Genomic DNA, 26,087 nt, shown 5'->3' with positions numbered 1-26,087 from the left:
CCCATGGACACCCTGAACGAACTACTCACCGGCGCCTCCAATCTGCTGTTCGGCACGATCCTGATCTGGCTGCTGCTGGGCGCGGGCGCCTGGTTCACCATCCGCACCCGCGGCCTGCAACTGCGTCACCTCGGCTCCATGATGCGCTCGGTGGCCGGCTCCCGGTCCGGCGCTCGCGGCGGCATCTCCTCCTTCCAGGCCTTCGCCGTGGGGCTCGCCTGCCGCGTGGGCACCGGCAACATCGTCGGCGTCGCACTCGCCCTGGTCCTCGGCGGTCCCGGGGCCGTGTTCTGGATGTGGGTGGTGGCCCTGCTCGGCACCGCCACCGCCTTCGTGGAGGCCTCCCTGGGGCAGCTGTTCAAGGTGCGCCGCGGCGACGGCACCTACCGGGGCGGCCCCGCCTACTACATGGCCCGCGGCATGCGCCTGCCGGTGCTCGGCGGCGTGTTCGCCGTCGTCTTCATGGTGGCCAACGGCCTGGCCATGCCCATGGTGCAGGCCAACGCCATGACCGCGGCGCTGGGCGCCTCCACCGGCCTCAACCCCTGGTGGGGCGCGGCCATCGTCACCGTGCTGGTCGCCCCCGTGCTGCTGGGCGGGCTGCGCTCGGTGGTACGGGTGACCGAGTGGCTGGCCCCGATCATGGCGGCCCTGTACCTGCTGCTGGTGCTGGTCATCATCATCACCCACCCGCTGCAGGCCGCCGAGGCGATAGGCGACATCTTCGCCGCCGCCTTCAACCTGCGCGCCGGCCTGGCCGGCACCGCCGGCGGCATCACCGCGGCACTGCTCAACGGCGTGCGCCGCGGCCTGTTCTCCAACGAGGCCGGCCTGGGCGGGGCGGCCTGCGCCGCCGGCTCGGCGACGGTCGCCCACCCGGCTCAGCAGGGCTTCGTGCAGGTCTTCGGCGTGCTGGTGGACACCCTGTTCGTGTGCACCGCCACCGCCCTGGCCATCCTGATCGCGGGCCGTTCCGACGGCGCCGTATACACTCCCGGCGTCACCGGCCTCAAAGATCCAAACGTCTCCGGCACCCTGACCCAGACCGCGATCGGGGCCACGCTGGGGGACTGGACCAGCTGGCCGATGACGCTGCTGGTGTTCGTGCTCGCCTACTCCACCATCCTGGGCGCCTTCTCCTACGCGGAGGTGTGCCTGGACTACCTCACCCGCACGCCCTGGGTGACGACGGCGCTGCGCGCGGCCGCCGTCGCCTGCGCCTTCATCGGCGGTGGGATCGCCCTGACCACCGTGTGGACGCTGGCGGACGTTCTGCTCGGCATCGGCGCCGTCCTGAACCTGATCGCCCTGGTGGCGCTGACCCCGTGGGCGGTTGGCGTGCTGCGCGACTGGGAGGACCAGCGCGCCCGGGTCGTCGCCGGGGTGCAGAGCGCCGCGGACGTCCGCTTCGTCGCCGTCGACAACCCCTACCTGCCCAGGCCGCTGCCCGGTGACGTATGGGATGACGACGCCGTGAGATCGCCAACATTACAGGCGGATGACGCCGTGAACTAAATACAGTGAGGACCGTTCCGCCTCATCCGCAGGCTTCGGCGCCTGCGGTTCCGGGACGGCTCAAACCGTCAAGGGGTGGTCCGCGCGACCAGCCCCCGCGCCCTCCCGCCGGCGCATCCCGACTACGTCCGGAGACCCATGAATCCCACCGTTCTGCCGACCGCCGGCTTCTTCGACGGCCCCGCCAAGGTACTGGAGAACATCTCCGATCATCTCTACGGCGACCTGCTGGCCTGGCTGCTGATCGCCGCCGGCCTGTACTTCACCTGGCGCACGCGCGCGCTGCAGCTGCGACTGTTCGGGCAGATGCTGCGAACCATCACCTCCTCCCGCGGCGCCGTCGGCGAGGGCATGTCCTCCTTCCAGGCCTTCACCGTGGGGCTGGCATCCCGCGTGGGCACCGGCAACATCGTCGGCGTGGCCATCGCCATCACCATGGGCGGGCCGGGCGCCGTGTTTTGGATGTGGTTGGTGGCCCTGGTGGGCATGGCGACCGGATTCGTGGAGTCCACCCTCGCCCAGCTGTTCAAGGTCGCTCACCCCGATGGCACCTTCCGCGGTGGCCCCGCCTACTACATCCACAAGGGCCTGGGCTCCAAGACCTGGGCGAGCATCTTCGCCGTGGTGATCACCTTCGTGTTCGGCTTCGCCTACGAGGCCACTCAGGCCAACGCGATCTCCAACGTGCTCAAGGGCACCTTCAACATCGAGCCCTGGGTCACCGCCATCGTGCTGGTGCTGATCACGACGCCCGTCGTCTTCAAGGGCATCAAGCGGGTTGCCGCCATCACCGAGTGGTTGGCCCCGCTCATGGCTCTGATCTACGTGATCATCGCCGTAGTGATCCTGGTGCTGAACGCCGGCGCCATTCCGGGCGCCCTGCTGTCCGTGTTCGAGGGCGCCTTCGGGGCGAACCAGGCATTCTGGGGGCTCAGCGGCGGCTTCATGGCGGCGGCCCTGAACGGCATTAAGCGCGGCCTGTTCTCCAACGAGGCCGGTGAGGGCTCTGTGCCGAACGCGGCCGCCACCGCCACGGTGCACCACCCGGTGCAGCAGGGCTTCATCCAGTCCATGGGCGTGTTCGTGGACACCATCGTGGTTTGCACCGCCACCGCGCTGATCATCCTGCTGTCGGGCGTCTACGACCCGGCCACCGCCGACGTTGACGCCGCCGGCACGCTGACCGTCAACTCCGTCAGCAATGTGCTCGGCCCCTGGGCCCAGTACCTCATGGCCGTGGTGGTGTTCGTCTTCGCCTACTCCTCGCTGCTGGGCAACTACGCCTACGCGGAGGTCAACATGGACTTCCTACGTGGCATGGGGCGCCGCCACTACGGGGTGCGCGCCATGATTGTGGTCGCCGCTGCACTGGGTGCGGTCGCCTCGCTGACCTTCGTGTGGAACCTGTCCGACGTCGTCATGGGACTGATGGCGATCATCAACATCATTGCGGTCCTCAGCCTGGGCAAGTGGGCCTTCGGGGCGCTGCGCGACTGGGAGCAGCAGCAGGCGGAGCTGCAGGCCGGGCTGCGGGACAAGATCTACTTCGTGGCCACCGACAACCCCTTCCTGCCCGCGCAGCTGCCGGGCGACATCTGGACCGAGGAGTCCGCGGTCCAGCGCGACCTGGACGCGGTCGAAGTCTCTGCCGAATAGGCGGGCGGATTCGGCCGGTCCGCGCGGCGCGACGGTGCTCGCGGGCCCGTGCGGTACCGCCGCACTCGTCCGCCCGCGCGGCGCGACGGCGCTCGCGGGCCCGTGCGGTACCGCCGCACTCGTCCGCCCGCGCGGCGTCAATCATCTAGGGTCATGCCATGAAGATCGCACGCTTTTCCACGGGAGACGAGCTCCGCTACGGCATTGTTGACGGCCTGCCCACCGATGAGGCGGCCCCCTCGGGCGAGTCCGCCGGCCGCCTGCTGGTGCTCAAGCGCGACCCGCTGTACACCGTCCCCGAGGCGACCGGCGAGGTGGTGCCCCTGAACGAGGCGCGCCTGGTCTCCCCGGTGATCCCACGCTCCAAGGTGGTGGGCATAGGCAAGAACTACGCGGCCCACGCCGCCGAAATGGGCGGGGAGGCCCCGGCCGACCCGATCGTCTTCCTCAAGCCCAACACGGCCGTCATCGGCCCGGACATGCCCATCGTGCTGCCCGACTGGTCGCGCGAGGTCCATTACGAGGCCGAGCTCGCCGTGGTCATCAAGACGGTCGTCAAGGACGCCTCCCCACGCGATGCCGCCGCCGCGGTGCTCGGCTACACGGTCGCCAACGACGTCTCCGCCCGCGACTGCCAGCGCCAGGACAGCACCTGGACCCGCGCCAAGGCATTCGACACCTCCTGCCCGCTCGGGCCCTGGATCGAGATTCCGGAGCCCGCGGGCGAACGCCCCGCCTTCGACCCCGCCGACGCCGTGGTGCGTGCCCGCGTGGATGGGCGGGTCGTGCAGGAGGGCAACACCGCCGACATGATCCATTCGGTTCCCGAACTGATCGCCTACGTCTCGCGCATTTTCACGCTGCTTCCCGGCGACGTCGTACTCACGGGCACGCCCGCCGGCGTCGGTGAGATCCACGCCGGCAAGCGGGTCGAGGTCGAGGTCGAGGGAATCGGCTCCTTCGGCAACCCGGTCGTGCGGCGCTGAAGCGGGCGTCCCGCCTCAGGAGCGCAGGCGGGCGACGGCGTCGACCAGGCGCTGGAGCGCCTGCCGCATGATTCCGCGCCCGGTGGCCAGGTTGAGCCGGCAGAACGACTCGTAGCCGGCCCCGAAGGCGGCCCCGTCGTTCATGACGACCCCCGGCTCGCGGCGGAAGTAGTCGGCCGGGGTCACGCCGTCGGGCAGCTCCAGGCCGGAGCAGTCCAGCCAGGCCAGGTAGGTGCCGGACGGGACCGTGAGCTCGAGGCCGTCAACCTCGGCGAGTGTCTCGGCCACCAGCCGACCGTTGTCGCGGACGTATGCGCGCACGCAGGCGTTCCACTCCTGCCCGTCGCGCAGTGCGGCCACGGTCGCCTGCGCGCCGAGCAGCGACGCCTCATTGGCCAGGTGCTTGGACAGGGGGCTGTCATTCCAGGCCCGTCGGGCTCCGGCGGAGGCGATCAGCTGCGCGCACTTGAGGCCGGGCGTGTTCCAGCCCTTGGAGGCGGCGGTGGCGGTGAAGGTCAGGTCGGGGTCGGTGCCCGGGCGTGAGGCGTAGGGGACGTGCACGGCCTGCGGGTCCAGGATCAGCGAGTTGTGGATCTCATCGGCGAAGACCGGCACCCGGTAGCGGGCGGACAGCGCGGCGACGGCGTCGAGCTCGGCGGGCGACAGCACCCGCCCCACCGGGTTCCAGGGGTTGCACAGCACCAGCAGGCCGGCGCCGGCGGCCATCGCCGCCTCGATACCGTCCAGGTCCAGCGCCCAGGTCGTGCCCGCGGCGGCGTCGGCGGCCGCGGTGCGCAGGGACGGCACCTGCACGCATTCGCGTCCGTACAGGCCAGGGTAGGAAAGGAAGGGCATGTAGGCCGGGGTCGGCACGATCACGGCGCTGCCCGGTCGGGTGTGGTGGGCGATCACCGCGCCCAGGGCGGACAGCACGTCCGGCAGCAGGCTCACGTCCTGCGCATCCACCCGCCAGCCGAAGGCCTCACCCTGGAAGCGGGCTGTTTCCTCACGGACGGACTCGGCAACCTGCGGGGGCAGGTAGCCGTAGGAGCCGTCCGTCACCGCGCGCTGGAGGACGGCGGTAACCGAGGGCGCCGTGCCCAGGTCCATCTCCGCCACCCAGGCGCCGATCACGTCACCGGGGTACATGGTCCACTTCAGTGAGCCGCGCCGCCGCATCACGTCGGGCGTCAGGGCATCGAAGGCGGCCGTGGTGGCGGCGGCATTGAATACGGGCGGGACGGCGTCGGGCGCAGGGCTGGCGGTACTCATGCGGGCAGTCTATGAAGACCGCCCGCTGCGGTGGTGTGACGGGCAGTGGCAGCAGCGGCGTCGGCGGGCGCGCGTGCGAGCCGGGCGTGGCGTGAACCATCGCCGACAGCGCCGTCGGCGGGCGCGTGTGGGAGCCGGGCGTGGCGTGAACCATTGCCGGCAGCGCCGTAGGCGGCCGCGTGTGGGAGCCGGGCGCGCGGGCGGCTAGGGTTGGCCCATCATGAGTGACGACACCGCCAATGCCCCCGCCTTCACCCCGCCCGCCCCCGGATCCTCACCGATCCGCGTCCGCTTCTGCCCCTCGCCCACGGGCACGCCCCACGTCGGGATGGTGCGCACCTGCCTGTTCAACTGGGCGTACGCGCGGCACACCGGCGGCACCTTCGTGCTGCGCATCGAGGACACCGACGCCGCCCGCGACTCCGAGGAGTCCTTCGAGGCGATCCTCGACTCGCTGCGCTGGCTCGGCCTGGACTGGGACGAGGGAGTGGCCAAGGGTGGCCCGCACGCCCCCTACCGCCAGTCTCAGCGCACCGCGCTGTACCGGCAGGTCGCCGACGAGCTCCTGCAGGCCGGCTACCTGTACGAGTCCTTCTCCACACCCGCCGAGATTGAGGCGCGCCACCGCGCCAACGGCGAGGACCCCAAGCTCGGCTACGACGGCTATGACCGCGACCTGACCGAGGCGCAGAAGGCGGCCTTCCGCGCCGAGGGGCGCCGGCCCGTGCTGCGCATGCGGATGCCGGACGAGGACATCACCTTCAACGACCTGGTGCGCGGCCCGGTCACCTTCAAGGCGGGCTCCGTGCCCGACTACGTGGTGGTGCGTGCCGGCGGCGACCCGCTGTACACGCTCGTCAACCCCGTTGATGACGCCGCCATGGGCATCACCCACGTGCTGCGCGGGGAGGACCTGCTGTCCTCCACGCCCCGCCAGGTGGTCCTGTATCGCGCCCTGATGGCGATCGGGCGCGCGCAGCGGGTGCCCGAGTTCGCCCACCTGCCCTACGTGATGGGGGAGGGGAACAAGAAACTGTCCAAGCGCGACCCGGAGTCGAACCTGCTCATTCACCGCTTCCGCGGCATGGCGCCGGAGGGGCTGCTCAACTACCTGGCTCTGCTGGGCTGGTCCCTGTCAAAGGACGAGGACGTGTTCACCCCCGACCAGTTGGTGGCGGCCTTCGACATCCGCGACGTCAACCCCAACCCGGCGCGCTTCGATCCGAAGAAGTGTGAGGCCATCAACGCCGAGCACCTGCGCCGTCTGGAGGGCGAGGACTTCCGCAACCGGCTGGTGCCCTACCTGGCGGATGTCTACCCCGACCCGGCCGATCCCGACTGGACGGCCCGTCCCCTGGTCAGCGCCACTTCCTTCGCCGAGTTGACGCAGCGCGAGCAGGAGATCCTCACCGCGGCGGCCCCACTGATCCAGACCCGTATCCAGCTGCTGCGCGAGTCCCGCGACATGCTCGGCTTCCTGCTGGTTGACGACGCCGACCTGGAGCTCGAGGAGCGGGCCGTGTCTCGGCTGAAGGACTCGGCCCCGCAGGTGCTGGACACCGCCATCGCCACGCTCGAGGCGCTGCCCGGGCCGTGGCGCACCGAGGTGCTGGAGCAGGCCCTGCGTGCCGCCATCGTTGACGGCATGGGGATCAAGCCGCGTCTGGCTTTCGGGCCGCTGCGCGTGGCCGTCACCGGCCGGCAGGTCTCCCCGCCGCTGTTTGAGTCCATGGAGATCCTGGGGGCGGAGTCCTCCCTGGCGCGCCTGCGCGCCCTGCGTGCCCGCCTGGGCTGACTGGGCTGGAACCTGCGGAGCCCGCACGTACACGAGTTCTTGGCGTTGACACGAGTTTTAGAGGTTTGCACGTGCGCAGCGCCCGCAAACCTCTAAAACTCGTGTACGCGACGTGAACGCGTGTACTTGCAGGCTCTTCAGTCCCATAGTCCCCGGCGTCGTCGGGCATTGGCGGCGACGGCGGGCGGGAACATGCTCAGGACGTCCTGACAGAGTCGGGCCGCGTCGCGCAGGTGTTCGGCGGTGAACCGTTTGAAGGTCCAACCGGATGCCTCCTGGATGAGATCCTGGCGGACCTTTTCATCCCAGGTCGTCCCCGTAACGGTGTATTTTTCGCGGCCGTCGTACTCCGCGGCGATCCGCAGCGCAGGCCAGGCGAGATCGAGGAAGAAATGGCGCCCCTGGCTAGGAATGTCGACCCGCTGCTGTAGCGCCGCGGAGGGCAGCCCGAGGGCCTCGACCTGCCAGCGCACCACGCTCTCACCTGGGGACTCCGAGAAGGGGCTGGCGATTCGGGCGACCGCCCGCGCACGGACGGCGCCCTTCCGACCGGCCTGTTCCTCCACCGCCTGCAGAAACCTGTTGCGAACCTCCTGCCAGCGATGCTGTGATCCAGCAGGGTCGCGACGATCCGGACGGACCAGGGCGCGCATGGCCGAGTCCACGATGGTGATGGATTGGCACGCCGGCAGATCGAAAGCACAGTCGACCGCGGTGCGCATGAGGTCGGTCACCATGATGCCCTGGATCATGACCAATTGCTCGCTCGGGATCTGCAGTCTGCGTCTGCGCAGGTGCACCGCTCGCACAGCCGCACCCCTCGGCGCTAGGCGGGGAGTTCTTCCGCGGCGGAATTCCATCGCAGGCAGGACGATGGTAGGTGCCGAGGGACGTCTGGGAACGGCGGTCCAAACATCTGGTTCGGCATCGCGCACCCACAGACCGTGTACCAGCGCGGCGGACTCGTGAGTGAGGGCAGTGGCGGATCGGCGCGTCTCCCATGCGCCCCGACAACGCGCCAGGCTGACCTCGCGTTTTTGCCGCCACACCTCGGCCTGTTCGGAGGGGCTGAAGTACACGCCACGCATGAGGCGCATGAGGCCGGGGCGGCTCGGCAGATGTGGCAAGTTACTTACCGCCGACAGGATGACCGGTGGGAGAGACGGCGGCGTCGGATAAGCGTCCATGCGCCGATCCTGCGGTCGGGGTGTGCGTGGTGCCACCAGGGGCGGCGAGTTCTGTGGACAAGGGGTGCACGAACCGCACCTGTGGACGCCGGTGAAGAGACCGGCGACCGGCCGATGCTCCGGCCCGTAGTCGACATACACGAGTTCTCGGCATTGACACGAGTTTTAGAGGTTTGCACGTGTACAGCGCCTGCAAACCTCTAAAACTCGTGTTCATGAGCCAAACACGTGTGCGTGCGGGCGGGCGCCGGGGCGGTGTGGCGCCATGGACTACGCACCGGACGCTGTGACCCGGCGCGGTGTGGTGCCATGGACTACGCACCGGACGCTGTGACCCGGGGCGGGGCGCACACACAGGGTGTGGCTGCACTCACGGCGATCTGACTTGGCGTTGGCGGGGAGGCCGTGTAGATTACCGATCGCTGCCCGGGCGTAAGCCGCGCGGGTGCACCAATCTCTTGGGGTATGGTGTAATTGGCAACACAGGTGATTCTGGTTCATCCATTCTAGGTTCGAGTCCTGGTACCCCAGCCGAGTGCTGAAAGCAGCCAACCAGCCCATCGTATTGATGGGCAGAGTACGGCCTCAGTACCTCGAACAATTCAATACGCACGCCCCGTTCGTCTAGCGGCCCAGGACACCGCCCTCTCACGGCGGCAGCGCCGGTTCAAATCCGGCACGGGGTACGAGCCACGGCTCCTCGCGGAGTCAGTTGGCAGGCCCCGTTCGTCTAGCGGCCCAGGACACCGCCCTCTCACGGCGGCAGCGCCGGTTCAAATCCGGCACGGGGTACCACCGAGCGCCGAGGATCCCCTCCGGAAGTCAAGCTCCCGAGGTCGGCGCCGTTCCCGACCCGGCCCACGTGGCCGGGTTTTTGTTTACCCTCCACGCAATACCGGCGATAACCAAGCCCTGCGGCGCAGGGCCTTGGCGCGGCGGGCGCCTCCGCATCCGGCACCGACACCCCGAAAACTCCGTGCGGGAGGCCCCCGATGGCTCACCCCGGCCGGGCGAGTGGCTACACTCGCCGCCGTGACCAACTTCCCCAAGCTCAGCGCCCCCGGCCCGCTCCAGGACGGAGCGATGCGCATCACCCCCCTGGGTGGCCTCGGCGAGGTCGGGCGCAACATGACCGTCTTCGAGGTCGACGGCAAGCTGCTCATCGTCGACTGCGGCGTGCTCTTCCCCGAGGAGGACCAGCCCGGCGTCGACCTGATCCTGCCCGACTTCACCTACATCGAGGACCGCCTCGACGACGTGGTCGCCATGGTGCTCACCCACGGCCACGAGGACCACATCGGCGGCGTGCCCTACCTGCTGCGTCTGCGCGAGGACATTCCCCTGATCGGTTCCGACCTCACCCTCGCCTTCGTGGCGGCCAAGCTCTCCGAGCACCGCATCCACCCGGTGCTGCGCGTGGTCTCCGAACACGAGGAGGTCTCCTACGGGCCCTTCGCCCTGGAGTTCGTGGCCGTCAACCACTCCATTCCGGATGCCATGGCGGCGATGATCCGCACCGACGCCGGCTCGGTGCTGATTACCGGAGACTTCAAGATCGACTCCCTGCCCATCGACGGGCGCATCACCGACCTGCGCTCCTTCGCCCGCTTCGGCGACGAGGGCGTGGACCTGTTCTGCGTGGACTCCACCAACGCCGAGGTCCCCGGCATGATCGGCCATGAGAACCAAATCGGCCCGGTCCTGGACGGCGTCTTCGCCGACTCCGAGCAGCAGATCATCGTCGCCTCCTTCGCCAGCCACGTGCATCGCGTCCAGCAGGTGCTCGACGCCGCCGCCCTGCACGGGCGCCGCGTCGCCTTCATCGGCCGCTCCATGGTGCGCAACATGGGCATCGCCGCCGAGCGCGGCTACCTGAAGGTACCCGAGGGGGTGCTGGTCAACGCCCGCGACCTCAGTTCCCTGCCGCCCGAGGAACGCGTGCTGATGGTCACCGGTTCCCAGGGCGAGCCCATGGCCGCCCTGTCCCGCATGGCCCACGGCGAGCACCGCTCCGTCACCGTGGAGCCCGGAGACACGGTGATCTTCGCCTCCTCCCTGATTCCCGGCAACGAGAACTCCGTATACCGGGTCATCAATCAGCTCATGCGCCTGGGGGCCCGCGTGGTCCACCAGGGCAACGCCAAGGTGCACGTGTCCGGCCACGCCTCCTCCGAGGAACTGCTGCACGTGTACAACATCGTCGGCCCCCGCAATGTCATGCCGATTCACGGCGAGATCCGCCACCTGGTGGCCAACGGGGCCCTGGCGGTCAAGACCGGCGTCGACCCCAAGCGGGTGATGCTGTGCGAGGACGGCGTCGTGGTCGACCTGGTCGACGGCAAGGCCCGCATCGCCGGCTCCGTGCCCTGCGGCTACGTCTACGTGGACGGCTCCTCGGTCGGCGAGATCGACGAGACCGAGCTCAAGGACCGGCGCATCCTCGCCGAGGAGGGCTTCGTGTCCGTCTACGCCGTCGTCGAGACCTCCACCGGCACCATCCTGGCCGGCCCGGACATTCAGGCGCGGGGCGTGGCGGAGGACGACTCCGTGTTCGACGAGGTCCTGCCCGACGTCACCAACGCGCTCGCCGACGCCCTGGACAAGGGCAACGCCGACGCCCACTCCCTCCAACAGGCCATGCGCCGCACCCTGGGCCGGTGGATCGGCCGCCGGCTGCGGCGCCGGCCCATGATCGTCCCGGTGGTCATCGAAGCATGAGCGCGCTCCGCAGCACCCTGATCAACCAGGGCGACGGTCAGCGGGCCATGCGCCGCCCCGCCTGCTTCATCTCCACCGGCTCCGTGCTGATCGATCTGCCGCTGCACGTCGAGCGCGTCCCCGCGCCGGGCGGCGCCGTCACCGCCACCTCGTCCGGCCCCACGGTCGGCGGCGGCTACACGGTCGTCTCCGCCGTCGCGCGCCAGGGGCTGCCCGCCGCCCTGGCCGCCACCCTGGGCACCGGCCCCAACTCCGCCCAGGTGCGCGAGACGATGATGCACGACGGCGTGGAACTGCTGGTGGACGAGTTGGTGGGCGACATCGGCACCTGCACCACCCTGATCGAGCCCAGCGGGAGGCGCACCTTCATCACCACCGAGGGGGTGGAGGCCGAACCCCAGCTGGAGGACCTGCAACGCATCGAGCTGCGCGAGGGCGACTGGGTTTACGCCACCGGCTACGACCTGGTGCACCGCTCCAGCCGGGACGTGCTCACCTCCTGGCTGCTGAGTCTGCCCGAAGACGTCGGGCTGGTCGTCGACCTCGGCCCCGTGCAGCCGGAGATCCCCGACCACGTGCTGTTGCCCGTCCTGCGCCGCACCACCCTGCTGACCGGGAATCACTTCGAAACCACCCAGCTGACCGCCCGCCTGGGCAGCCCCGAGGCGCTGCGCCGCGCCTGCCCCGACGGCCTGCTGGTCCGTCGCACCGGCGTGCACGGCTGCGTCATGTGGCCCGTGGGCGGCGACCGCATCGAGGTGCCCGGGTTTGCCCGCGACGTGGTGGACACCACCGGCGCCGGCGACACCCACACGGGCGTGCTGGTGGTCGGCCTCATGGACGGGCTCGACGTCGTCGCCGCCGCCCGCCGGGCCAACGCCGCCGCCGCTGAGGCCGTCAGCCGGGTCGGGCCGGCCCGCGCCCCGCGGCGAGACGAGATAGACGCGTTCCTGCGCGCCTAGCCCGGCGTGGCAGGCCCGCCGCCCGCCGAGCGCACGGGTAGCGTTAACGACACCATGGCCAATTCTCGCACCAAGACTTCGCCGCCCCCCGCTCAGCCCGCCGGCGGACGCTACCGCCGTACCGGCTGGGCGTTCGTCGTGCTGGCGCTCGCCGTCGTGATCGGACTGCGCGAGTGGTTCGGCATCTCCGGCGCCGCCGGCGGCGTGCTGCACCACATCGCCGCCGGGCCGCTGGGCGTGCTCGGAATCGCCGTGCCCGTGCTGCTGGCGGTCCTGGGCGTGGCCATGCTGCGTGCCCGCAGCTTCGCCGGCACGCCCGTGCGCGTGGCGGTCGGCTGCCTGGGGGTGCTCACCGGCGTGGCCGGCATCATCCACGTGACCTCCGGCAACCCAGCCCTCGACCACGGGATCGCCCCCCTGGAGCAGGCCGGCGGCCTGCTCGGCTGGGTGGTCGGCTACCCGCTGGCCACCCTGTTCAGTGCGGTCGGCGCGGTGATCCTGTTCGTCCTGCTGATCGTCTTCTCCGCCCTGGTCATTTCCGGCAAGACGGTCGCGGAGATCCGTGAGCGCCTGAACGAACGCCGCGCCGGCGTCGACGACGCCGGCCAGACCGCCCCCAACCTCGCCACTCGCACCCTGGGGCGGGTGCGCCGCGCCGTCGCCGGTGCGGACGAGGAGGCCTCCACCACCCGCTTGGACGCATACGACGGCGACGAGGCCTTCCGCAGCGCCATCGAGACCGACAAGCGCCCGCGTGGCAGCGGGCGGCGCAAGCGCACCAGCGCCCCCGCCGAGCTGCCCGCCGCGCCGACGCTGGCCGGCGACGACTCCGCCACCAGCGTGCTGCCCGATCCGCCCGTCGACGTGCCCCTGGACGACGACGTCCCCGCCGCCCCCGCACGCCGGCCCAAGGCGGTCAAGGCCGCCAAGGGCAACAGCAAGTCCGGCAAGTCCGCGAAGTCCGCCGGCTCCAAGCCGAATGCCGTCCCCGCGCCCCGGAGTGAGCCCGACGCCGTCACCCAGGAGACCCCCGCCGTCGCCGAACAGGACGAACAGGACTTCGCCGACGCCATCGCCCTGGGGCAGATGCAGCTGCCCGACGGCTCCACCTACCGCCTGCCCGACGAGTCCCTGCTCGAGCCCGGCCACGGACACGCCACCCGCACCGACGCCAACGACGCCATCGTCAACAAGCTGCAGGACGTGTTCACCGAGTTCGGCGTGGACGCCACCGTCACCGGCTACACGCGCGGCCCGCAGGTGACCCGCTACGAGGTCCACCTGGGGCGCGGCGTGAACGTCTCCCGGGTCACCAGCCAGGAGAAGAACATCGCCTACGCGGTCGGCTCCGACGAGATCCGCCTGCTCACGCCCATCCCCGGCAAGAGCGCCATCGGCGTGGAGATCCCCAACTCCGACCGCGAGATGGTCAAGCTCGGCGACGTGCTGCGCTCCCAGGCCGCCAAGAAGCAGACCCACCCGCTGGTGGTGGGCCTGGGCAAGGACGTCGAGGGCGACTACGTGGTCACCAACCTGGCCAAGACCCCGCACCTGCTGGTCGCAGGGCAGACCGGCTCCGGAAAGTCCTCCTTCGTCAACTCCATGATCACCTCCATCATGATGCGGGCCACACCGGAGGAGGTTCGCATGGTGCTGGTGGACCCCAAGCGCGTGGAACTGACCATCTACGAGGGCATCCCGCACCTGATCACCCCGATCATCACCTCCCCGAAGAAGGCCGCCGAGGCCCTGGAGTGGGTGGTGCGGGAGATGGACGCCCGCTACGACGACCTGGCCTCCTTCGGCTTCAAGCACATCGACGACTTCAACAAGGCGGTGCGCGCCGGCGAGGTGCAGCCCCTGCCCGGATCCCAACGGGTGATCGCCCCCTACCCCTACCTGCTGGTGGTGGTCGACGAGTTGGCGGACCTGATGATGACCGCGCCCAAGGACGTCGAGGCCTCCATCCAGCGCATCACCCAGCTGGCCCGCGCCGCCGGTATCCACCTGGTGCTGGCCACGCAGCGGCCCGTCGCCCAGGTGGTCACCGGACTGATCAAGTCCAACGTGCCCTCCCGCCTGGCCTTCGCCACCGCCTCCCAGCTCGACTCGCGCGTCATCCTGGACCAGAACGGCGCCGAGACCCTCACCGGCCAGGGTGACGCCCTCTACCTCGGTCCGGGTGCCTCCACCCCGGTGCGCGTGCAGGGCTCCTGGGTGACCGAGTCGGAGATCCGCGCGGTCGTCGAGCACGTCAAGGGGCAGTTGCAGCCCGACTACCGCGAGGACGTGATCGTCCCGGAGGTCAAGAAGCAGATCGACGAGGAGATCGGCGACGACATGGACCTGCTGCTGCAGGCCGCCGAGCTGATCATCACCAGCCAGTTCGGCTCCACCTCCATGCTTCAGCGCAAGCTGCGAGTCGGCTTCGCCAAGGCCGGCCGACTCATGGATCTGCTCGAGACCCGCGAGGTGGTGGGGCCCTCGGAGGGCTCCAAGGCCCGCGAGGTGCTGGTCCAGCCCGAGCAGCTGGAGGAGACCCTCGCCTGGATCAAGGGCGAGGGCGCCGCCCCCGGCGGCGAGGCGGATGCGGAGGCGGCCGCGCCCGCCGCGGACGCTGACGGCAGCGCCGACGCCACGACGACGACGCTGCCCACCGACCGCTACGGCTCCGACCCCCTGGAGGCCGACCGGGGCCTGAGCGAGTCGGAGTCCTGGGACGACCTGGCCGCCGAGGAGGACTCCGAGGACGCCTGGAGCCTGACCGGCCGCGGCGCCTCCTGGTGAGGTGTGCGGCGGGGATCATCTAGGCTGGAGGGCGATGAACACCACACCCGGCGAACCGGCCACCGCCCCGCAGGCGAGCGCGCCCCCATTGTTGAACATCGCCAACGTCTTGACGGTGCTGCGGCTGATCCTGGTCCCCGTCTTCATCTGGCTGATGCTCCAGCTGGGTGACGGCATGCGGCTGGCGGCCACGATCGTGTTCGTCGTGGCGGCGATAACGGACAAGCTGGACGGTCAGCTGGCCCGCTCCCGGGGCCTGATCACCAGCTTCGGGAAGATCGCCGACCCCATCGCCGACAAGGCGCTGACCCTGTCCGCATTCATCCTGCTGTCCGTGGCCGGGCACCTGTGGTGGTGGGTGACGATCATCATCGTGGTGCGCGAGTTGGGCATCACCGTCATGCGGTTCGTGATGCTGCGCCGCGCCGTCATGGCCGCCTCCCGCGGCGGCAAACTCAAGACCACGCTGCAGATGACCGGCATCATTGGGCTGCTCCTGCCCTGGACGATGTTCCTGCCGGGTGGGTTCGCCAATGTGCTGGTGGCCCTCGCCTACGCCGCCATCGGTGCCGCCCTGGTGGTCACCGTGGTCACCGGCGTGGATTACGTGCTGCAGGCCCGCCGCATCGCACGTGGGGAGGAGACCGCATGAGCGCCACCCCCGCCGACCAGAACACCACCGCGGCGTCCGCTCCCGACGGCGATCACAGCACCCTGGTGGAGGCGGCGCGCTTCCTGCTGGCCAAGGCGGAGGAACGCGGTCTGACGCTGTCGGTCGCCGAGTCGCTCACCGGCGGCCAGGTCGCCTCCACGCTGGTGAGCGTGCCCGGGGCCTCGGCCGTCGTCGTCGGCGCCGTCGTCGCCTACGCCACCCGCATCAAGGAGCAGGTCCTGGGGGTGGATGCCGCCCGCCTGGCCGCAACCGGGCCGGTCGACGGCGAGGTGGCCAAGCAGATGGCCGCGGGCGTGGCCCGGCTCATGGGCACCGATCTGGGCCTGGCCACCACCGGGGTGGCCGGGCCGGGCGCGGCCGACGGACACCCGGCCGGCACCGTGCATGTGGCCGTCGCCTCACCCTGGGGGACGCTGGCGCGCGAGCTGCACCTGTCCGGTGACCGGGATGCGGTGCGTGACGGCGCCACCACCGCGGTGCTGGCCCTGGCGGGCGCGCTGCTCGAGGCCGCCCCGCCGCCCGGCGCGGACGCCGTCGAGTAGCGCGGGCGAACCGACGGCCGGATAACCTGGGTCTTACCGACGGAACCCCCAGGCTTCTTCCAGATTTGTCGGGAAGGATCGTCTCAACGCCGCCGGGGGAGGACCCGCCGGAGGCGGGAATGAAACCGCCACACGAATGGTTGTGCCACACGATGAACAACGTGACTCACCCCCGCACCACCCGTCCCGCACGCCCGGCGGGCCGCGCACCGATGCGGCAAGCACCCGCGGCGGGGCATGGCACCGCCGTGGACAACGCGACGAACAAGCACGAGAACATCCTTCTGCGCCGCGAGATCGGCGAGGTACTGCGCTCGGTGCGTCAGCACCAGGGACGTACCCTGCGTGAGGTCTCGAGCCAGGCCCGTGTCTCGCTCGGCTACCTCTCCGAGGTCGAACGCGGTCAGAAGGAAGCCTCCTCCGAACTGCTGGCCTCGATCTGCCAGGCCCTCGACGCCCCGCTGTCCGCGGTGCTGCGTGAGGTCTCCGACCGTATCGCCATCGCCGAGGGCGTGGTCGTACCCGACACCGTCCCCGACGAGCTGGTCCGCCAACAGGGTCTGACGCTGCGCTGAACCCGTTCCGGCGGAACGCCTACGTCTTCACATCGTGCCCGGTTGTGGGCCGCTGCGGCGGCCCCTCCCGGGCACGATCGCGTCCCGGAGCCGGCCCTGCGCCATACTGCCCACGGCACTGTCCACGCCGCGATCCGCCCGCAGGGGCGTTGTCGGTGCCGCGCCGACGGCGCCCGCCCATGTCCATCCCGGCGGTGCGAAGCCGCCCACTCGACCTCGAGGAGCCGCATGAAACATTCAGAGTTCTGGCGCGCCGTCGACACCGTGTTCGGCTCCGCCTACGGGCGCTCGCTGGCGCAGGACCTGGTGCTCTCCGGTATCGGCCGCACCAGCGTGGAGGCCCTTGAGGCCGGCGTGCCGCCGCGCGATGTCTGGCACGCCCTGTGCGATGACACCGACCGCAGTGAGGCGGACCGCTGGGTATTCCGCGACGACCCGCGTCGGCGCCGCCGCGACACGCGGTGAGCACCGCTCGCATTCGAACAACTGTTCGCCTACTGTGGTCCACAGGCGACGTTCGTGCACCCCGCGGCCACAGCGGTCGCGGAGGGGTGCTGATTCATGTCAGTGGTCCGGCATAACGTCGTTCGCGAGCCCCGGAGAGGGGCTTCCGCAACCAGGACCAGCCGTATCCGCCGCGGCGGCGAGCCGCATTAGAACAGAGGAATACCAATGCCCACCGCAACTCAGACACAGGACCGCTCCAAGGCTCTGGCCACAGCCCTGGCCCAGATCGACAAGTCCTTCGGCAAGGGCTCGGTCATGCGGCTCGGCGACGACGTCCGCCCGCCCGTCTCCGTGATCCCCACCGGCTCCGTCGCCCTCGACGTCGCCCTGGGCATCGGCGGGCTGCCCCGCGGCCGCATCGTGGAGATCTATGGTCCCGAATCCTCCGGTAAGACCACCGTGGCGCTGCACGCCGTCGCCAGCGCCCAGAAGGCCGGCGGCAACGCCGCCTTCATCGACGCCGAGCACGCCCTGGACCCGGTGTACGCCAAGGCCCTGGGCGTGGACACCGACAACCTGCTGGTCTCCCAGCCGGATACCGGCGAGCAGGCCCTGGAGATCGCGGACATGCTGATCCGCTCCGGCGGGCTGGACATCATCGTCATCGACTCCGTCGCCGCCCTCGTGCCCAAGGCGGAGATCGAAGGGGAGATGGGTGACTCCCACGTCGGTCTGCAGGCGCGGCTGATGAGTCAGGCGCTGCGCAAGATCACCGGCGCCCTGTCCTCCACCGGCACCACCGCCATCTTCATCAACCAGCTGCGCGAGAAGATCGGCGTCTTCTTCGGTAACCCCGAGACCACCACCGGAGGCAAGGCCCTGAAGTTCTACGCCTCCGTGCGCATCGACGTGCGCCGCATCCAGACCCTCAAGGACGGCGACCAGCCGGTCGGCAACCGCACCCGCGCCAAGGTCGTCAAGAACAAGATGGCCCCGCCCTTCAAGCAGGCCGAGTTCGACATCCTCTACGGCCAGGGCATCTCCCGCGAGGGCGGCATCATCGACCTGGGCGTGGAGAACGGCATTGTGCGCAAGTCCGGCGCCTGGTTCACCTACGGCACCGACCAGCTGGGGCAGGGCAAGGAGAACGCCCGTGCCTTCCTGAAGGACAACCCCGAGTTGGCCGATGAGATCGAGCACAAGATCCTGGCCACCCTCGGCATCGGGGAGCCCGGCCGTGAGGCCCGCGAGGCCGCCGCGCAGGAGGAGGCGGAGAAGGCCGCCGCCGCCACCGCCCCGGCGGGCGCGAAGACCGCCGCGAAGGGCGCCGGTGCGAAGTCCGGCGGGCGCAAGTCGAAGGCGGCCGCGGCGGAAGAGGCCGACGCCATGTTCGGTGAGGACGCCGGCGGCTTCTGATGCCCTGGCTCACCCCGGACGCCCACACCGAGCAGGTCGAGGCGGCCAGGGATATCGTCCTGCGCCGCCTCGACCGCTCCGCCGCCCCACGCGCCGCCCTGGCCCAGCTGCTGGAGCGCAAGGAGGTTGATCCCGTCGTTGCCCAGGAGGTGCTGGATCGCCTGGAGGCCGCCGGCGTGATCGACGACGCCGCCTATGCCGCCCGCCTGGCACGCACCCGCTTTGCGGAGAAGGGCGCGGCCCGCCGCGCCATCGCGGAGGAGCTGCGTCGCAAGGGGCTGGGGGAGGGACACATCCGTGCCGCCCTGGAGCAGATCGACGGCGAGGACGAGGCCGCTGCCGCCCTGGCGCTGGCGCGCAAACGGCTGGCGGTCAGCCGGGGCCTGGAGCCGACCGTGCGCCGTCGGCGGGCCCTGGCCGCGCTGGGACGCAAGGGCTACTCCGCCTCCGTTGCCGCGGGCGCGGTCGAGCGGGCCCTGGCGGAGGAGTAACTCCGGCGTCGCCCCGCCGAGCACCGAAGCGGAGGCCCTGCCCGGGACCGACTGGGGCGGTCTAGGTCCTGTTGTGTAAGTGCTTGGGTGGCGGTGTGTGGCTGGGTGGTGGTGTGTGGCTGTTGAGCCTGTCGGTTGGACCGCTGTTCCCCCGTTGGACCCCTGTTCCCCGGTTGGACCGCCGTAGCCGCCGGTTACAGCGGTCCATCGGGGCGTGGGCGGTCCAACGGGGCGTGGGCGGTCCAACCGGGGCGGTGCAAGACCCACTCGCCCCCTTCGACGGGCGCACACCAGCCCACTCAAGCTGGGGCCCCGTAGCCACCAGGTACGACGAACTCGCTATCCGCTACCAGACCACCACCCACATCGCCAACACCGACCCACCGGCACAAACGACTCACACAACACGACCTAGCCCTGGTGCCTAGTCCTGCCCGGCCGTGCTCTGCGGTCGGCGTCACTGCTGCGTCGGCAGCAGATCGCGGTAGTCGTAGACGTCCACGAACGTGCTCTCGGAGCCGTCCACGATGTTGACGACGTGGTCCGAGTGCACCTCAACCGGGCCGAGGCTGTCCAGTTCCACGGCCTCGGAACGGTCGGCCGGAACCAGCCAGGTGCCGCGCACCTGCGCGTTGGACAGGGTTGATGCGAGCAGCAGGTTGCCGTCGGAGAACTCCCCGACGATCGCGGCGTCCGGGGTGGGGGCGATGTCTGCCAGGCACTCCACGGACATGTCGCCGAGGGTGACGCGAGCGAGGCCGGCATATAGTGCCGTGTCGGAGATTGTCGGGTACTGGTGGTTGTTGCCCAGCTCGCAGGCGCTGGTGTCGACCTCGACGACGGTGCCCGTATCATCCACCAGCCACAGGTCCTCATCGTGCTTCAGACCCAGGTGCGTGGGGCCGGGGATGAACCGGATGGCGTCACTGTCGGCGGTCAGCAGCTCGGTGGAGCCGAACTGCACGATGTTGTTGCTGCCGTCATTCTTGTCGACGAGTGTGAACAAAGGCACGCTGTTCCACTGGGATACGCCGCTCAATTGGAAGTCGCCCTCAGCCGAGATCAGGTCGCCCCAGGCCGAGCCCGCCAAGGTGAGGTCGGCGTCGACATGCAGCAGGCCGGAGGTCGTCGAGTCGTCCTCCATGACGATAGCGCCCACGAAGTCCTCATTCGTGCGCACGGACACGCCCGCAAGATCGGAGGCGGTGACCATCAGATCCTCGGAGACGGCCCTACCGGTCTCCACGTCCAGCCAGGTGACCTGACCGGACATGGCGTCGGTGTTCCTAAGGATGATGGCGCCGTCCTCGCTCGGCGCGTCCGGGCCGGAGAACCAGACCGAGACGACCCCGATTGCCGGGTCCAGGCTCAACCGCGCCTGCATGTCGGCGGCGCCGTCGGGCACCGCCACGGCTGCGGACCAGGCCTCGGTGCCGTCCCACAGGGTGCGACGTACCGTCAGGTCCGCGGAATCGTCTGTGCGAGGGTCGATGTAGGTGATTCCGAGCTCGTCCGCGCGGACCGTGCCCGATTCGGCCTTGAAACTGAACGTGGTCGCGGTCAGGCCTACCGCCTCGAAATTCGCGTTACCCACCAAAGGGGCCTGCGTGCCGTAGGTGGCGCGGCTCGGCGAGGCGGCAGCGGAGGAGTCGGCCTCCGTCGCCGTGGGGGAGGAGCATGCCGCCGCGGCAGTCAGGGCGGAGACGGCGACCAGTGCGGTCGTACGGCGGGGGAGACTACGAAGTCGCATCACTCAAGTTCCTGGGTCAATGGCTGAGACAATGGGCAGTAAAACAGCCACGTCACGGTTTCGCAAGCGTTATTTGCTCGGACATTGGCGGAGGTGCGGGAGGCATTGCGGCACGTGACTAGTGCTGGTATCGGCGCGTTTGGGCGCGGGTGTGAGGCGAATCATGGGTAGCGGCGCCGAGGCCGCTTTCTCCTTACGTAAGGCAACCCTTACATTTTCCCTATGAGACGTCCCGTCGCCATCACCCTCGGCGCCGCCGGCCTGGCGGCCGCAGGCGCCGCCCTCGCCGTCACCATCCGCTCGCCGCGTCCGCACGTGCCCGCCGTCGCCGTCGACCAGGGCCGCCACCGCCCGCCCCGCGTGGTCATCGCGGGCGGCGGATACGTCGGCTTCACCACCGCCCGGGCGCTGCGCCGGCGGCTGAACACCGACGAGGTCGAGATCGCCGTCGTCGACCCGCGCCCATACATGACCTACCAGCCCTTCCTGCCGGAGGTCGCGGCCGGCTCCATCCAGCCGCGCCACGTCGTCGCCTCCCACCGCCGCGGCCTGGACGGCATCACGATCCTGACCGGCTCCGTCACCGGCATCGACCACGCCCACCGCAACATCACCATCACGCCCCCGACCCCCGAATCCACGCGCGTGGTCCCCGAGCCCTACCAGCTCGCCTACGACCACCTGGTGCTGGCCCTGGGCGCCGAGGCCCGCACCCTGCCGATTCCCGGCCTGGCCGAGCAGGCCCTCGGCTTCAAGCAGGTGGAGGAGGCCCTGGCCCTGCGCAATCGCGTCCTGTCCAATATCGAGGAGGCCGCCTCCACCTGGGACCACGACCGCCGCCGGCGGTTACTGACCTTCGTGTTCGTGGGCGGCGGCTTCGCCGGCGTGGAGGCGATCGCCGAACTCGAGGACATGGCCCGGGCCGCCGTCGCCAAGATCCCCAGCGTCGAGCAGAGCGATGTGCACTTCGTGCTGGTGGAGGGCACTCGCCGCATCCTGCCGGAACTGACCGAGGAGCTGTCCGGCTACGGCCTGCAGCAGCTGCGCGAGCGCGACATCGACGTGCGCCTGTCCACCTTCCTCAACTCCTGCGTGGACGGGCACGTGGTCCTGTCCGACGGCACCGAGTTCGACGCCGACACCATCGTATGGACCGCCGGCGTCAAGGCCGCCCCGGTGCTGGCCGACTCCGACCTGCCCATCGAGGGGCGCGGGCGCGTCACCACCCTGCCCACCCTGCAGGTGGCCCGCGACGGCGTCGTCGTAGACGGCGCCTGGGCCGCCGGGGACTGCGCGGCCGTGCCCGACCTGACCAGCCAGGACCCGGCCGCCACCTGTGCCCCCACCGCCCAGCACGCCGTCCGCCAGGCGAAGGTACTGGCCGACAATCTGGCCGCCACGCTCGCGGCCGACCCCGATGCGTCGGTGGAGCTGGCCGATTACCGCCACGAGAACCTCGGCACCGTCGCCTCCCTCGGCATCGGCAAGGGGGTGGCTCGCATCCTGGGCCATAACCTGCGCGGTCTGCCGGCCTGGACCGCGCACCGCGGCTACCACGTGTACGCCATGCCCACCCTGAACCGGAAGGTGCGCATCATGATGGACTGGTTCGCCGCCGCCGTATTTCGCCGCGACCTGGCCAGCTTCGGTTCGGTGGCCGCACCGGGCGCCGCCTTCGCCGCCGCCGCGGAGCACGACGCCCGGCTGGCCCAGCAGCGTGCGCGGGCCCAGACGGACGCGACCAAGGAAACAGCGGAGTAGGCAGGCCTTACCGGGGCCGTCGTCCCGAGCGTTCCGGACGCGGCGGGACCGGCAGCGCTGGGGTCGGGACGTCGGCCACGTCCGCGGCGGTGGCAATACCGGTGACCGTGCTCATCTGCTCGCTGGTGCGGCGGGAGAGCCGGTCGGCCAGGCGCTGCGCCGCCCAGGACATGCCGAAGTTGAGCGCCACGAAGATGACGGCCGTGACGATCAGCGACGGGATCAGGTTCGCCTTGGCGCTGCCCAACAGGCTGCCTGCGGCCAGCAGCTCGGAGTAGGTGATGATGTATCCCAGGGCCGTGTCCTTCAGGGCCACGATCAGCTGACTGATCATGGCCGGCATCATCGCCACCAGTGCCTGCGGCAGCTCGATGAGCCGGCGCGAGCGGGCCGGCGTGAGCCCAATCGCCAGGGCCGCCTCACGTTGCCCGGAGGGCAGGGAGTGAATGCCGGAGCGAACCAGTTCGGCCACCACCGACCCGTTGTACAGGGTCAGGGCCGTGACCACGCCCCAGAACGCGGCCGAGGTGGCCGGCACGAAGGACGCCTGGGAGAACATGAAGTAGAAGAACAGCATGAGCACCAGCACGGGAACCGCCCGGAAGAACTCCACCACCACGGTGCTGATCCAGCGCACCGGGCGGGCGTCGGCCAGCCGACCCAGCCCGAAGACCACCCCGAAGACGAAGGCGGCCACCAGCGCCACGGCGGCGGCCCGCAGCGTCGCCCACAGGCCCGGCAGCAGGTAGTCGGTCCAGGCGGAGACGGTCAGGAAGGGCGCCCAGCGGGCGGCGGTGAACTGGTCCTTGGCGGCCAGGGCGACGATCACCCACGCCCCAAGCGCCACCAGCACCACGATGCCGATCGCGTTGCCGATGCGCTCGCGGCGCCGGGCCCGGGGACCGGGCAGGTCGAACAGGAGGGACTGGTCGTTCATCGGGCCACCGCCAGCTTCCGGGACAGAGAGGTTGTGAGCAGTCCGATCGGCAGGACGATGATGGTCCAGCCGATCGCGAAGACGGCGAAGATCGCGAGCAGGTGCTGCGGGGAGAACTCGAACATGTCCGACATCACCGAGGCCGCCTGGGACACGCCCGCGGCCGAGGCGACCGTGGTGTTCTTGGCCAACGCGATCAGGGTGTTGCCCAGCGGGGCCACCGCCCCGCGCAGGGTCTGCGGCAGGATGATCGACCCCATGGTCTGCCCGAAGCCCAGACCGATCGCACGGGCGGCCTCCGCCTGCCCGGGCGGAACGGTGTTCAGCCCCGAGCGCAGCGCCTCGCACACGAAGGTGGCGGTGTACACGCTCAGGCCGATGACCGTCAGCCAGAAGGAGTTGCGTGCCAGCCACTGGTCGCCCCAACGGCCCGAGACGACGATGCCGAGCTGTCCGTACACCCCCAGCGAGCAGGCCAGGATGATCAGGGTCAGCGGGATGTTCATGACGATGTTGGTGAAGGCCGCGGCGAAGCCACGCAGCGAGCCCATCGGACAAACCCGCATGATCATCAGGATGGTGCCGAGCAGGGCGGCGCCGATCGCGGAGAAGAGTGTCAGTTCAATGTTGACGAGGAACGCGCCGAGGACGTCGTACTGGGATAGCAGCTCACCCAATGGCTCTTCCTTTCCTTCCTGCCGATTCCGGGCCGCCTACTCGCACAGCGAGTCGTCGACCGTCGGCGGGTTGAGGGTCGCATCGGGGTCGAAGGCGGTGCCGACGTTGTCCTGAAGCAGCCGGCTCCAGGTGCCCTCGGCGATGATGTCGGTGATCGCCTGGTTGACGGCCAGGCAGCGGTCGGGGTTCCCCTGGGGCAGACCGACGCCGTAGTGCTCCTCGGAGAAGGCGTTGCCGACCACCTGCACCTTGCCCGTGTAATTGTCTTGGGCGGCGAATCCGGCCAGGATGATGTTGTCGGTGGTCACGGCGTCGACGGTGCCGGCGGCCAGGAACTCCACGCACTGGGAGTAAGAGCGTACGGGGAACAGCTGGAGGGTGCCCGTGGAGTAGTTGTCGCGGATCGTCTGGGCGGAGGTGGAGCCCTCCACCGAGCACAGGATGTGGCCATCCATGTCATCGGGACCGGAGATGTCCGAGTCGGAGCGCACCAGCAGGTCCTGCCCGGCGATGAAGTAGGGGCCGGCGAAGGTGATCTTCTCCCGGCGCGCGTCCGTGATCGAGTAGGTGCCGATGACCATGTCCACCTGCCCGTTGCGCAGCATGGTCTCTCGCTGGGCGGAGACGGCCTCCACCCACACGATCTCGTCCTCCTGATAGCCCAGTTTGGCGGCGATGGCCCGGCCCATGTCGACGTCGAAGCCGGTGTACTCCGAGCCGTCCTTGAGGCCCATGCCGGGCTGGTCGAACTTGATGCCGATGCGGATGGAGTGCGCGGAGGTGTCACCGCCGGAGCAGGCGGCCAGTCCCGTGACGCCCAGGGTCAGCCCCAGGAGGACGGCGAGCACGGCCCGGGCGCGGCGCGCCGGCCGGGAGCGGGGGCGCCGCCGTGCGGGCACATCGCGCGGGCTGCGGCGGCGCGAGTGGTTGAGGGGATGCATGCCGACCTCCTATCGGTGGGCGGTGCTAGTGGTGAGCGGATGCGGGACTTCAGTGGGTGATCAGTTTGGACAGGAAGTCCTGGGCGCGCTCGGTGCGCGGGCTGGTGAAGAACTCGTCGGGGGCGGCCTCCTCGACGATGGCGCCGTCGGCCATGAAGACCACTCGGTCGGCGGCCTGGCGGGCGAAACCCATCTCGTGGGTGACGATGATCATGGTCATGCCCTCCGCGGCCAGCTCCGCCATGACGTCGAGGACCTCCTTGACCATCTCCGGGTCCAGGGCGGAGGTGGGCTCATCGAAGAGCATCACCTTGGGACGCATCGCCAGGGCGCGCGCAATGGCGACGCGCTGCTGCTGCCCGCCGGAGAGCTGCGCCGGGAACTTGTTCGCCTGGGAGTCCACCCCCACGCGCTGCAGCAGTCGGTGTGCCTCCGCCTCGGCCTCCGGCTTGGAGACGCCCCGCACCTTGATGGGGCCCAGCGTGACGTTGTCCAGGATCGTCTTGTTGGCGAACAGGTTGAAGGACTGGAACACCATGCCGACCTCGGCGCGCAGCCGGGCGAGCTCCCTGCCCTCCTGCGGCAGTTCCTGGCCGTCGATGCGGATGGTGCCGGAGTCGATCGACTCCAGCCGGTTGATGGTGCGGCACAGGGTCGACTTGCCGGAGCCGGAGGGGCCGAGCACCACCACGACCTCCTGCCGGGTGACCGACAGGTCGATGTCCTTGAGCACGTGCAGGTCGCCGAAGTGCTTGTTGACGCCGACGAGTTCCACGAGCACGTCGTTCCCGCCCGCGGCGGCCGGCGCGGCATCCGTGATGAGTGCGTCGGCGGGGCCGGCGTCGGCGGGGCGGTTGGGCGCGGGCGACGGGGAGGTACTCATGCGGCTCATGACATACCGCGACCGTGTCGGGAATGGTCCGGCCATGTTTCCAACCTGTAACAGGCGCTGTGCGCTGGTGTTACAAATCTCACGGCTGGGGCCCGAGGCGCAGGCC

Annotated in this window: 21 protein-coding genes and 3 tRNA genes; 17 read left to right on the top strand and 7 right to left on the bottom strand. The window is 70.0% G+C overall.

What is annotated here, in order from left to right:
* Positions 1–3 precede the first annotated feature (3 nt).
* The 3 genes from C3B71_RS10425 (at position 4) to C3B71_RS10415 (ending at position 4,157) form a co-directional block, all read left to right on the top strand.
* Positions 4–1,515, top strand: coding sequence for an alanine/glycine:cation symporter family protein (locus tag C3B71_RS10425; RefSeq protein WP_108967915.1), 1,512 nt, complete (start codon positions 4–6; stop codon positions 1,513–1,515).
* 138 nt (positions 1,516–1,653) lie between these two features.
* A complete protein-coding gene (locus C3B71_RS10420; protein ID WP_108967913.1) occupies positions 1,654–3,171 on the top strand; it encodes an alanine/glycine:cation symporter family protein in 1,518 nt (505 codons plus the stop codon).
* A gap of 158 nt (positions 3,172–3,329) precedes the next feature.
* Positions 3,330–4,157 carry a fumarylacetoacetate hydrolase family protein gene (locus C3B71_RS10415; RefSeq protein WP_108967911.1) on the top strand — a complete coding sequence of 276 codons (828 nt, stop codon included), beginning with the start codon at positions 3,330–3,332 and terminating at the stop codon, positions 4,155–4,157.
* A gap of 15 nt (positions 4,158–4,172) precedes the next feature.
* Here the strand turns inward: C3B71_RS10415 and C3B71_RS10410 are convergent, their stop codons facing one another.
* The gene (locus tag C3B71_RS10410) at positions 4,173–5,429 is read right to left on the bottom strand and encodes a MalY/PatB family protein (protein ID WP_108967908.1); all 1,257 of its coding nucleotides are present in this window, start codon (positions 5,427–5,429) and stop codon (positions 4,173–4,175) included.
* 220 nt (positions 5,430–5,649) lie between these two features.
* Between C3B71_RS10410 and gltX the strand changes: the two genes are divergently transcribed.
* Positions 5,650–7,224 (top strand): glutamate--tRNA ligase, encoded by a 1,575-nt coding sequence (gltX, locus tag C3B71_RS10405; RefSeq protein ID WP_108967906.1) that lies wholly within the window; start codon positions 5,650–5,652, stop codon positions 7,222–7,224.
* Positions 7,225–7,361: 137 nt separating this feature from the next.
* Here the strand turns inward: gltX and C3B71_RS10400 are convergent, their stop codons facing one another.
* On the bottom strand, positions 7,362–7,976 hold the full coding sequence (locus tag C3B71_RS10400) for a hypothetical protein (protein WP_146752347.1): 615 nt from the start codon (positions 7,974–7,976) through the stop codon (positions 7,362–7,364).
* An 894-nt stretch (positions 7,977–8,870) separates the two neighbouring features.
* On the opposite strand from C3B71_RS10400, the gene C3B71_RS10395 reads away from it, so the two are divergent.
* The 12 genes from C3B71_RS10395 to C3B71_RS10340 all read left to right on the top strand — a co-directional run bounded on the left by C3B71_RS10395 (position 8,871) and on the right by C3B71_RS10340 (position 19,022).
* Positions 8,871–8,942, top strand: a tRNA-Gln gene (locus tag C3B71_RS10395).
* An 82-nt stretch (positions 8,943–9,024) separates the two neighbouring features.
* A tRNA-Glu gene (locus tag C3B71_RS10390) sits at positions 9,025–9,097 on the top strand.
* Positions 9,098–9,130: 33 nt separating this feature from the next.
* A tRNA-Glu gene (locus tag C3B71_RS10385) sits at positions 9,131–9,206 on the top strand.
* Between the two features lie 288 nt (positions 9,207–9,494).
* A complete protein-coding gene (locus C3B71_RS10380) occupies positions 9,495–11,129 on the top strand; it encodes a ribonuclease J (RefSeq protein WP_108969824.1) in 1,635 nt (544 codons plus the stop codon).
* 47 nt (positions 11,130–11,176) lie between these two features.
* Positions 11,177–12,091, top strand: coding sequence for a PfkB family carbohydrate kinase (locus C3B71_RS10375; RefSeq protein ID WP_073331344.1), 915 nt, complete (start codon positions 11,177–11,179; stop codon positions 12,089–12,091).
* Between the two features lie 54 nt (positions 12,092–12,145).
* Complete coding sequence (locus C3B71_RS10370) at positions 12,146–14,878, top strand: DNA translocase FtsK (RefSeq protein WP_108967902.1); 2,733 nt, start codon at positions 12,146–12,148, stop codon at positions 14,876–14,878.
* A gap of 34 nt (positions 14,879–14,912) precedes the next feature.
* Positions 14,913–15,530 carry a CDP-diacylglycerol--glycerol-3-phosphate 3-phosphatidyltransferase gene (gene pgsA / locus C3B71_RS10365; protein ID WP_108967900.1) on the top strand — a complete coding sequence of 206 codons (618 nt, stop codon included), beginning with the start codon at positions 14,913–14,915 and terminating at the stop codon, positions 15,528–15,530.
* Positions 15,527–16,093, top strand: a complete 567-nt coding sequence (locus C3B71_RS10360; protein WP_073330640.1) for a CinA family protein — start codon at positions 15,527–15,529, stop codon at positions 16,091–16,093. The genes pgsA and C3B71_RS10360 overlap by 4 nt, the downstream gene beginning before the upstream one ends.
* A gap of 152 nt (positions 16,094–16,245) precedes the next feature.
* Entirely contained in the window at positions 16,246–16,668 is a 423-nt protein-coding gene (locus tag C3B71_RS10355; RefSeq protein WP_170866493.1) for a helix-turn-helix domain-containing protein, read from the top strand.
* 228 nt (positions 16,669–16,896) lie between these two features.
* Positions 16,897–17,133: a DUF3046 domain-containing protein gene (locus tag C3B71_RS10350; protein ID WP_073330637.1), complete on the top strand. Its 237-nt coding sequence runs from the start codon at positions 16,897–16,899 to the stop codon at positions 17,131–17,133.
* A 207-nt stretch (positions 17,134–17,340) separates the two neighbouring features.
* Positions 17,341–18,531: a recombinase RecA gene (gene recA / locus C3B71_RS10345; RefSeq protein ID WP_108967898.1), complete on the top strand. Its 1,191-nt coding sequence runs from the start codon at positions 17,341–17,343 to the stop codon at positions 18,529–18,531.
* Positions 18,531–19,022: a regulatory protein RecX gene (locus C3B71_RS10340; protein ID WP_073330631.1), complete on the top strand. Its 492-nt coding sequence runs from the start codon at positions 18,531–18,533 to the stop codon at positions 19,020–19,022. The genes recA and C3B71_RS10340 overlap by 1 nt, the downstream gene beginning before the upstream one ends.
* Positions 19,023–19,479: 457 nt before the next feature.
* On the opposite strand, the gene C3B71_RS10335 is transcribed toward C3B71_RS10340, so the two are convergent.
* Positions 19,480–20,772 carry a hypothetical protein gene (locus C3B71_RS10335; protein WP_108967895.1) on the bottom strand — a complete coding sequence of 431 codons (1,293 nt, stop codon included), beginning with the start codon at positions 20,770–20,772 and terminating at the stop codon, positions 19,480–19,482.
* A gap of 222 nt (positions 20,773–20,994) precedes the next feature.
* Between C3B71_RS10335 and C3B71_RS10330 the strand changes: the two genes are divergently transcribed.
* Positions 20,995–22,533, top strand: a complete 1,539-nt coding sequence (locus C3B71_RS10330; protein WP_108967893.1) for an NAD(P)/FAD-dependent oxidoreductase — start codon at positions 20,995–20,997, stop codon at positions 22,531–22,533.
* A gap of 7 nt (positions 22,534–22,540) precedes the next feature.
* Here the strand turns inward: C3B71_RS10330 and C3B71_RS10325 are convergent, their stop codons facing one another.
* From C3B71_RS10325 to C3B71_RS10310, 4 genes are read right to left on the bottom strand one after another with little or no spacing between them, the layout of a single operon-like run.
* Positions 22,541–23,470: an amino acid ABC transporter permease gene (locus C3B71_RS10325; RefSeq protein ID WP_073330622.1), complete on the bottom strand. Its 930-nt coding sequence runs from the start codon at positions 23,468–23,470 to the stop codon at positions 22,541–22,543.
* Positions 23,467–24,147 (bottom strand): amino acid ABC transporter permease, encoded by a 681-nt coding sequence (locus tag C3B71_RS10320; RefSeq protein ID WP_073330619.1) that lies wholly within the window; start codon positions 24,145–24,147, stop codon positions 23,467–23,469. Before C3B71_RS10320 ends, C3B71_RS10325 begins: the two co-directional genes overlap by 4 nt.
* A 36-nt stretch (positions 24,148–24,183) precedes the next feature.
* Entirely contained in the window at positions 24,184–25,089 is a 906-nt protein-coding gene (locus tag C3B71_RS10315; protein ID WP_083565803.1) for a glutamate ABC transporter substrate-binding protein, read from the bottom strand.
* Between the two features lie 49 nt (positions 25,090–25,138).
* Positions 25,139–25,972, bottom strand: coding sequence for an amino acid ABC transporter ATP-binding protein (locus C3B71_RS10310; protein WP_108967891.1), 834 nt, complete (start codon positions 25,970–25,972; stop codon positions 25,139–25,141).
* Positions 25,973–26,087 lie beyond the last annotated feature (115 nt).

This window comes from Actinomyces sp. Z16 (genome assembly GCF_003111765.1).
In the GTDB taxonomy this organism is placed as follows: domain Bacteria; phylum Actinomycetota; class Actinomycetes; order Actinomycetales; family Actinomycetaceae; genus Actinomyces; species Actinomyces glycerinitolerans.
Note: the sequence above shows the minus strand (reverse complement) of the source record. Positions and strands in the feature narration are given on the sequence as shown.

Excerpts from the sequence above, each read along its gene's own strand:
- C3B71_RS10400 (WP_146752347.1), bottom strand. The coding sequence starts at position 7,976 with ATGATCCAGGGCATCATGGTGACCGACCTCATGCGCACCGCGGTCGAC.
- C3B71_RS10375 (WP_073331344.1), top strand. The coding sequence starts at position 11,177 with ATGCGCCGCCCCGCCTGCTTCATCTCCACCGGCTCCGTGCTGATCGAT.
- C3B71_RS10350 (WP_073330637.1), top strand. The coding sequence starts at position 16,897 with ATGAAACATTCAGAGTTCTGGCGCGCCGTCGACACCGTGTTCGGCTCC.
- C3B71_RS10355 (WP_170866493.1), top strand. The coding sequence starts at position 16,246 with ATGAACAACGTGACTCACCCCCGCACCACCCGTCCCGCACGCCCGGCG.
- C3B71_RS10410 (WP_108967908.1), bottom strand. The coding sequence starts at position 5,429 with ATGAGTACCGCCAGCCCTGCGCCCGACGCCGTCCCGCCCGTATTCAAT.
- C3B71_RS10315 (WP_083565803.1), bottom strand. The coding sequence starts at position 25,089 with ATGCATCCCCTCAACCACTCGCGCCGCCGCAGCCCGCGCGATGTGCCC.
- C3B71_RS10360 (WP_073330640.1), top strand. The coding sequence starts at position 15,527 with ATGAGCGCCACCCCCGCCGACCAGAACACCACCGCGGCGTCCGCTCCC.
- C3B71_RS10310 (WP_108967891.1), bottom strand. The coding sequence starts at position 25,972 with ATGAGTACCTCCCCGTCGCCCGCGCCCAACCGCCCCGCCGACGCCGGC.
- C3B71_RS10325 (WP_073330622.1), bottom strand. The coding sequence starts at position 23,470 with ATGAACGACCAGTCCCTCCTGTTCGACCTGCCCGGTCCCCGGGCCCGG.
- pgsA (WP_108967900.1), top strand. The coding sequence starts at position 14,913 with ATGAACACCACACCCGGCGAACCGGCCACCGCCCCGCAGGCGAGCGCG.
- recA (WP_108967898.1), top strand. The coding sequence starts at position 17,341 with ATGCCCACCGCAACTCAGACACAGGACCGCTCCAAGGCTCTGGCCACA.
- C3B71_RS10420 (WP_108967913.1), top strand. The coding sequence starts at position 1,654 with ATGAATCCCACCGTTCTGCCGACCGCCGGCTTCTTCGACGGCCCCGCC.
- gltX (WP_108967906.1), top strand. The coding sequence starts at position 5,650 with ATGAGTGACGACACCGCCAATGCCCCCGCCTTCACCCCGCCCGCCCCC.
- C3B71_RS10330 (WP_108967893.1), top strand. The coding sequence starts at position 20,995 with ATGAGACGTCCCGTCGCCATCACCCTCGGCGCCGCCGGCCTGGCGGCC.
- C3B71_RS10370 (WP_108967902.1), top strand. The coding sequence starts at position 12,146 with ATGGCCAATTCTCGCACCAAGACTTCGCCGCCCCCCGCTCAGCCCGCC.
- C3B71_RS10425 (WP_108967915.1), top strand. The coding sequence starts at position 4 with ATGGACACCCTGAACGAACTACTCACCGGCGCCTCCAATCTGCTGTTC.
- C3B71_RS10335 (WP_108967895.1), bottom strand. The coding sequence starts at position 20,772 with ATGCGACTTCGTAGTCTCCCCCGCCGTACGACCGCACTGGTCGCCGTC.
- C3B71_RS10380 (WP_108969824.1), top strand. The coding sequence starts at position 9,495 with ATGCGCATCACCCCCCTGGGTGGCCTCGGCGAGGTCGGGCGCAACATG.
- C3B71_RS10415 (WP_108967911.1), top strand. The coding sequence starts at position 3,330 with ATGAAGATCGCACGCTTTTCCACGGGAGACGAGCTCCGCTACGGCATT.
- C3B71_RS10340 (WP_073330631.1), top strand. The coding sequence starts at position 18,531 with ATGCCCTGGCTCACCCCGGACGCCCACACCGAGCAGGTCGAGGCGGCC.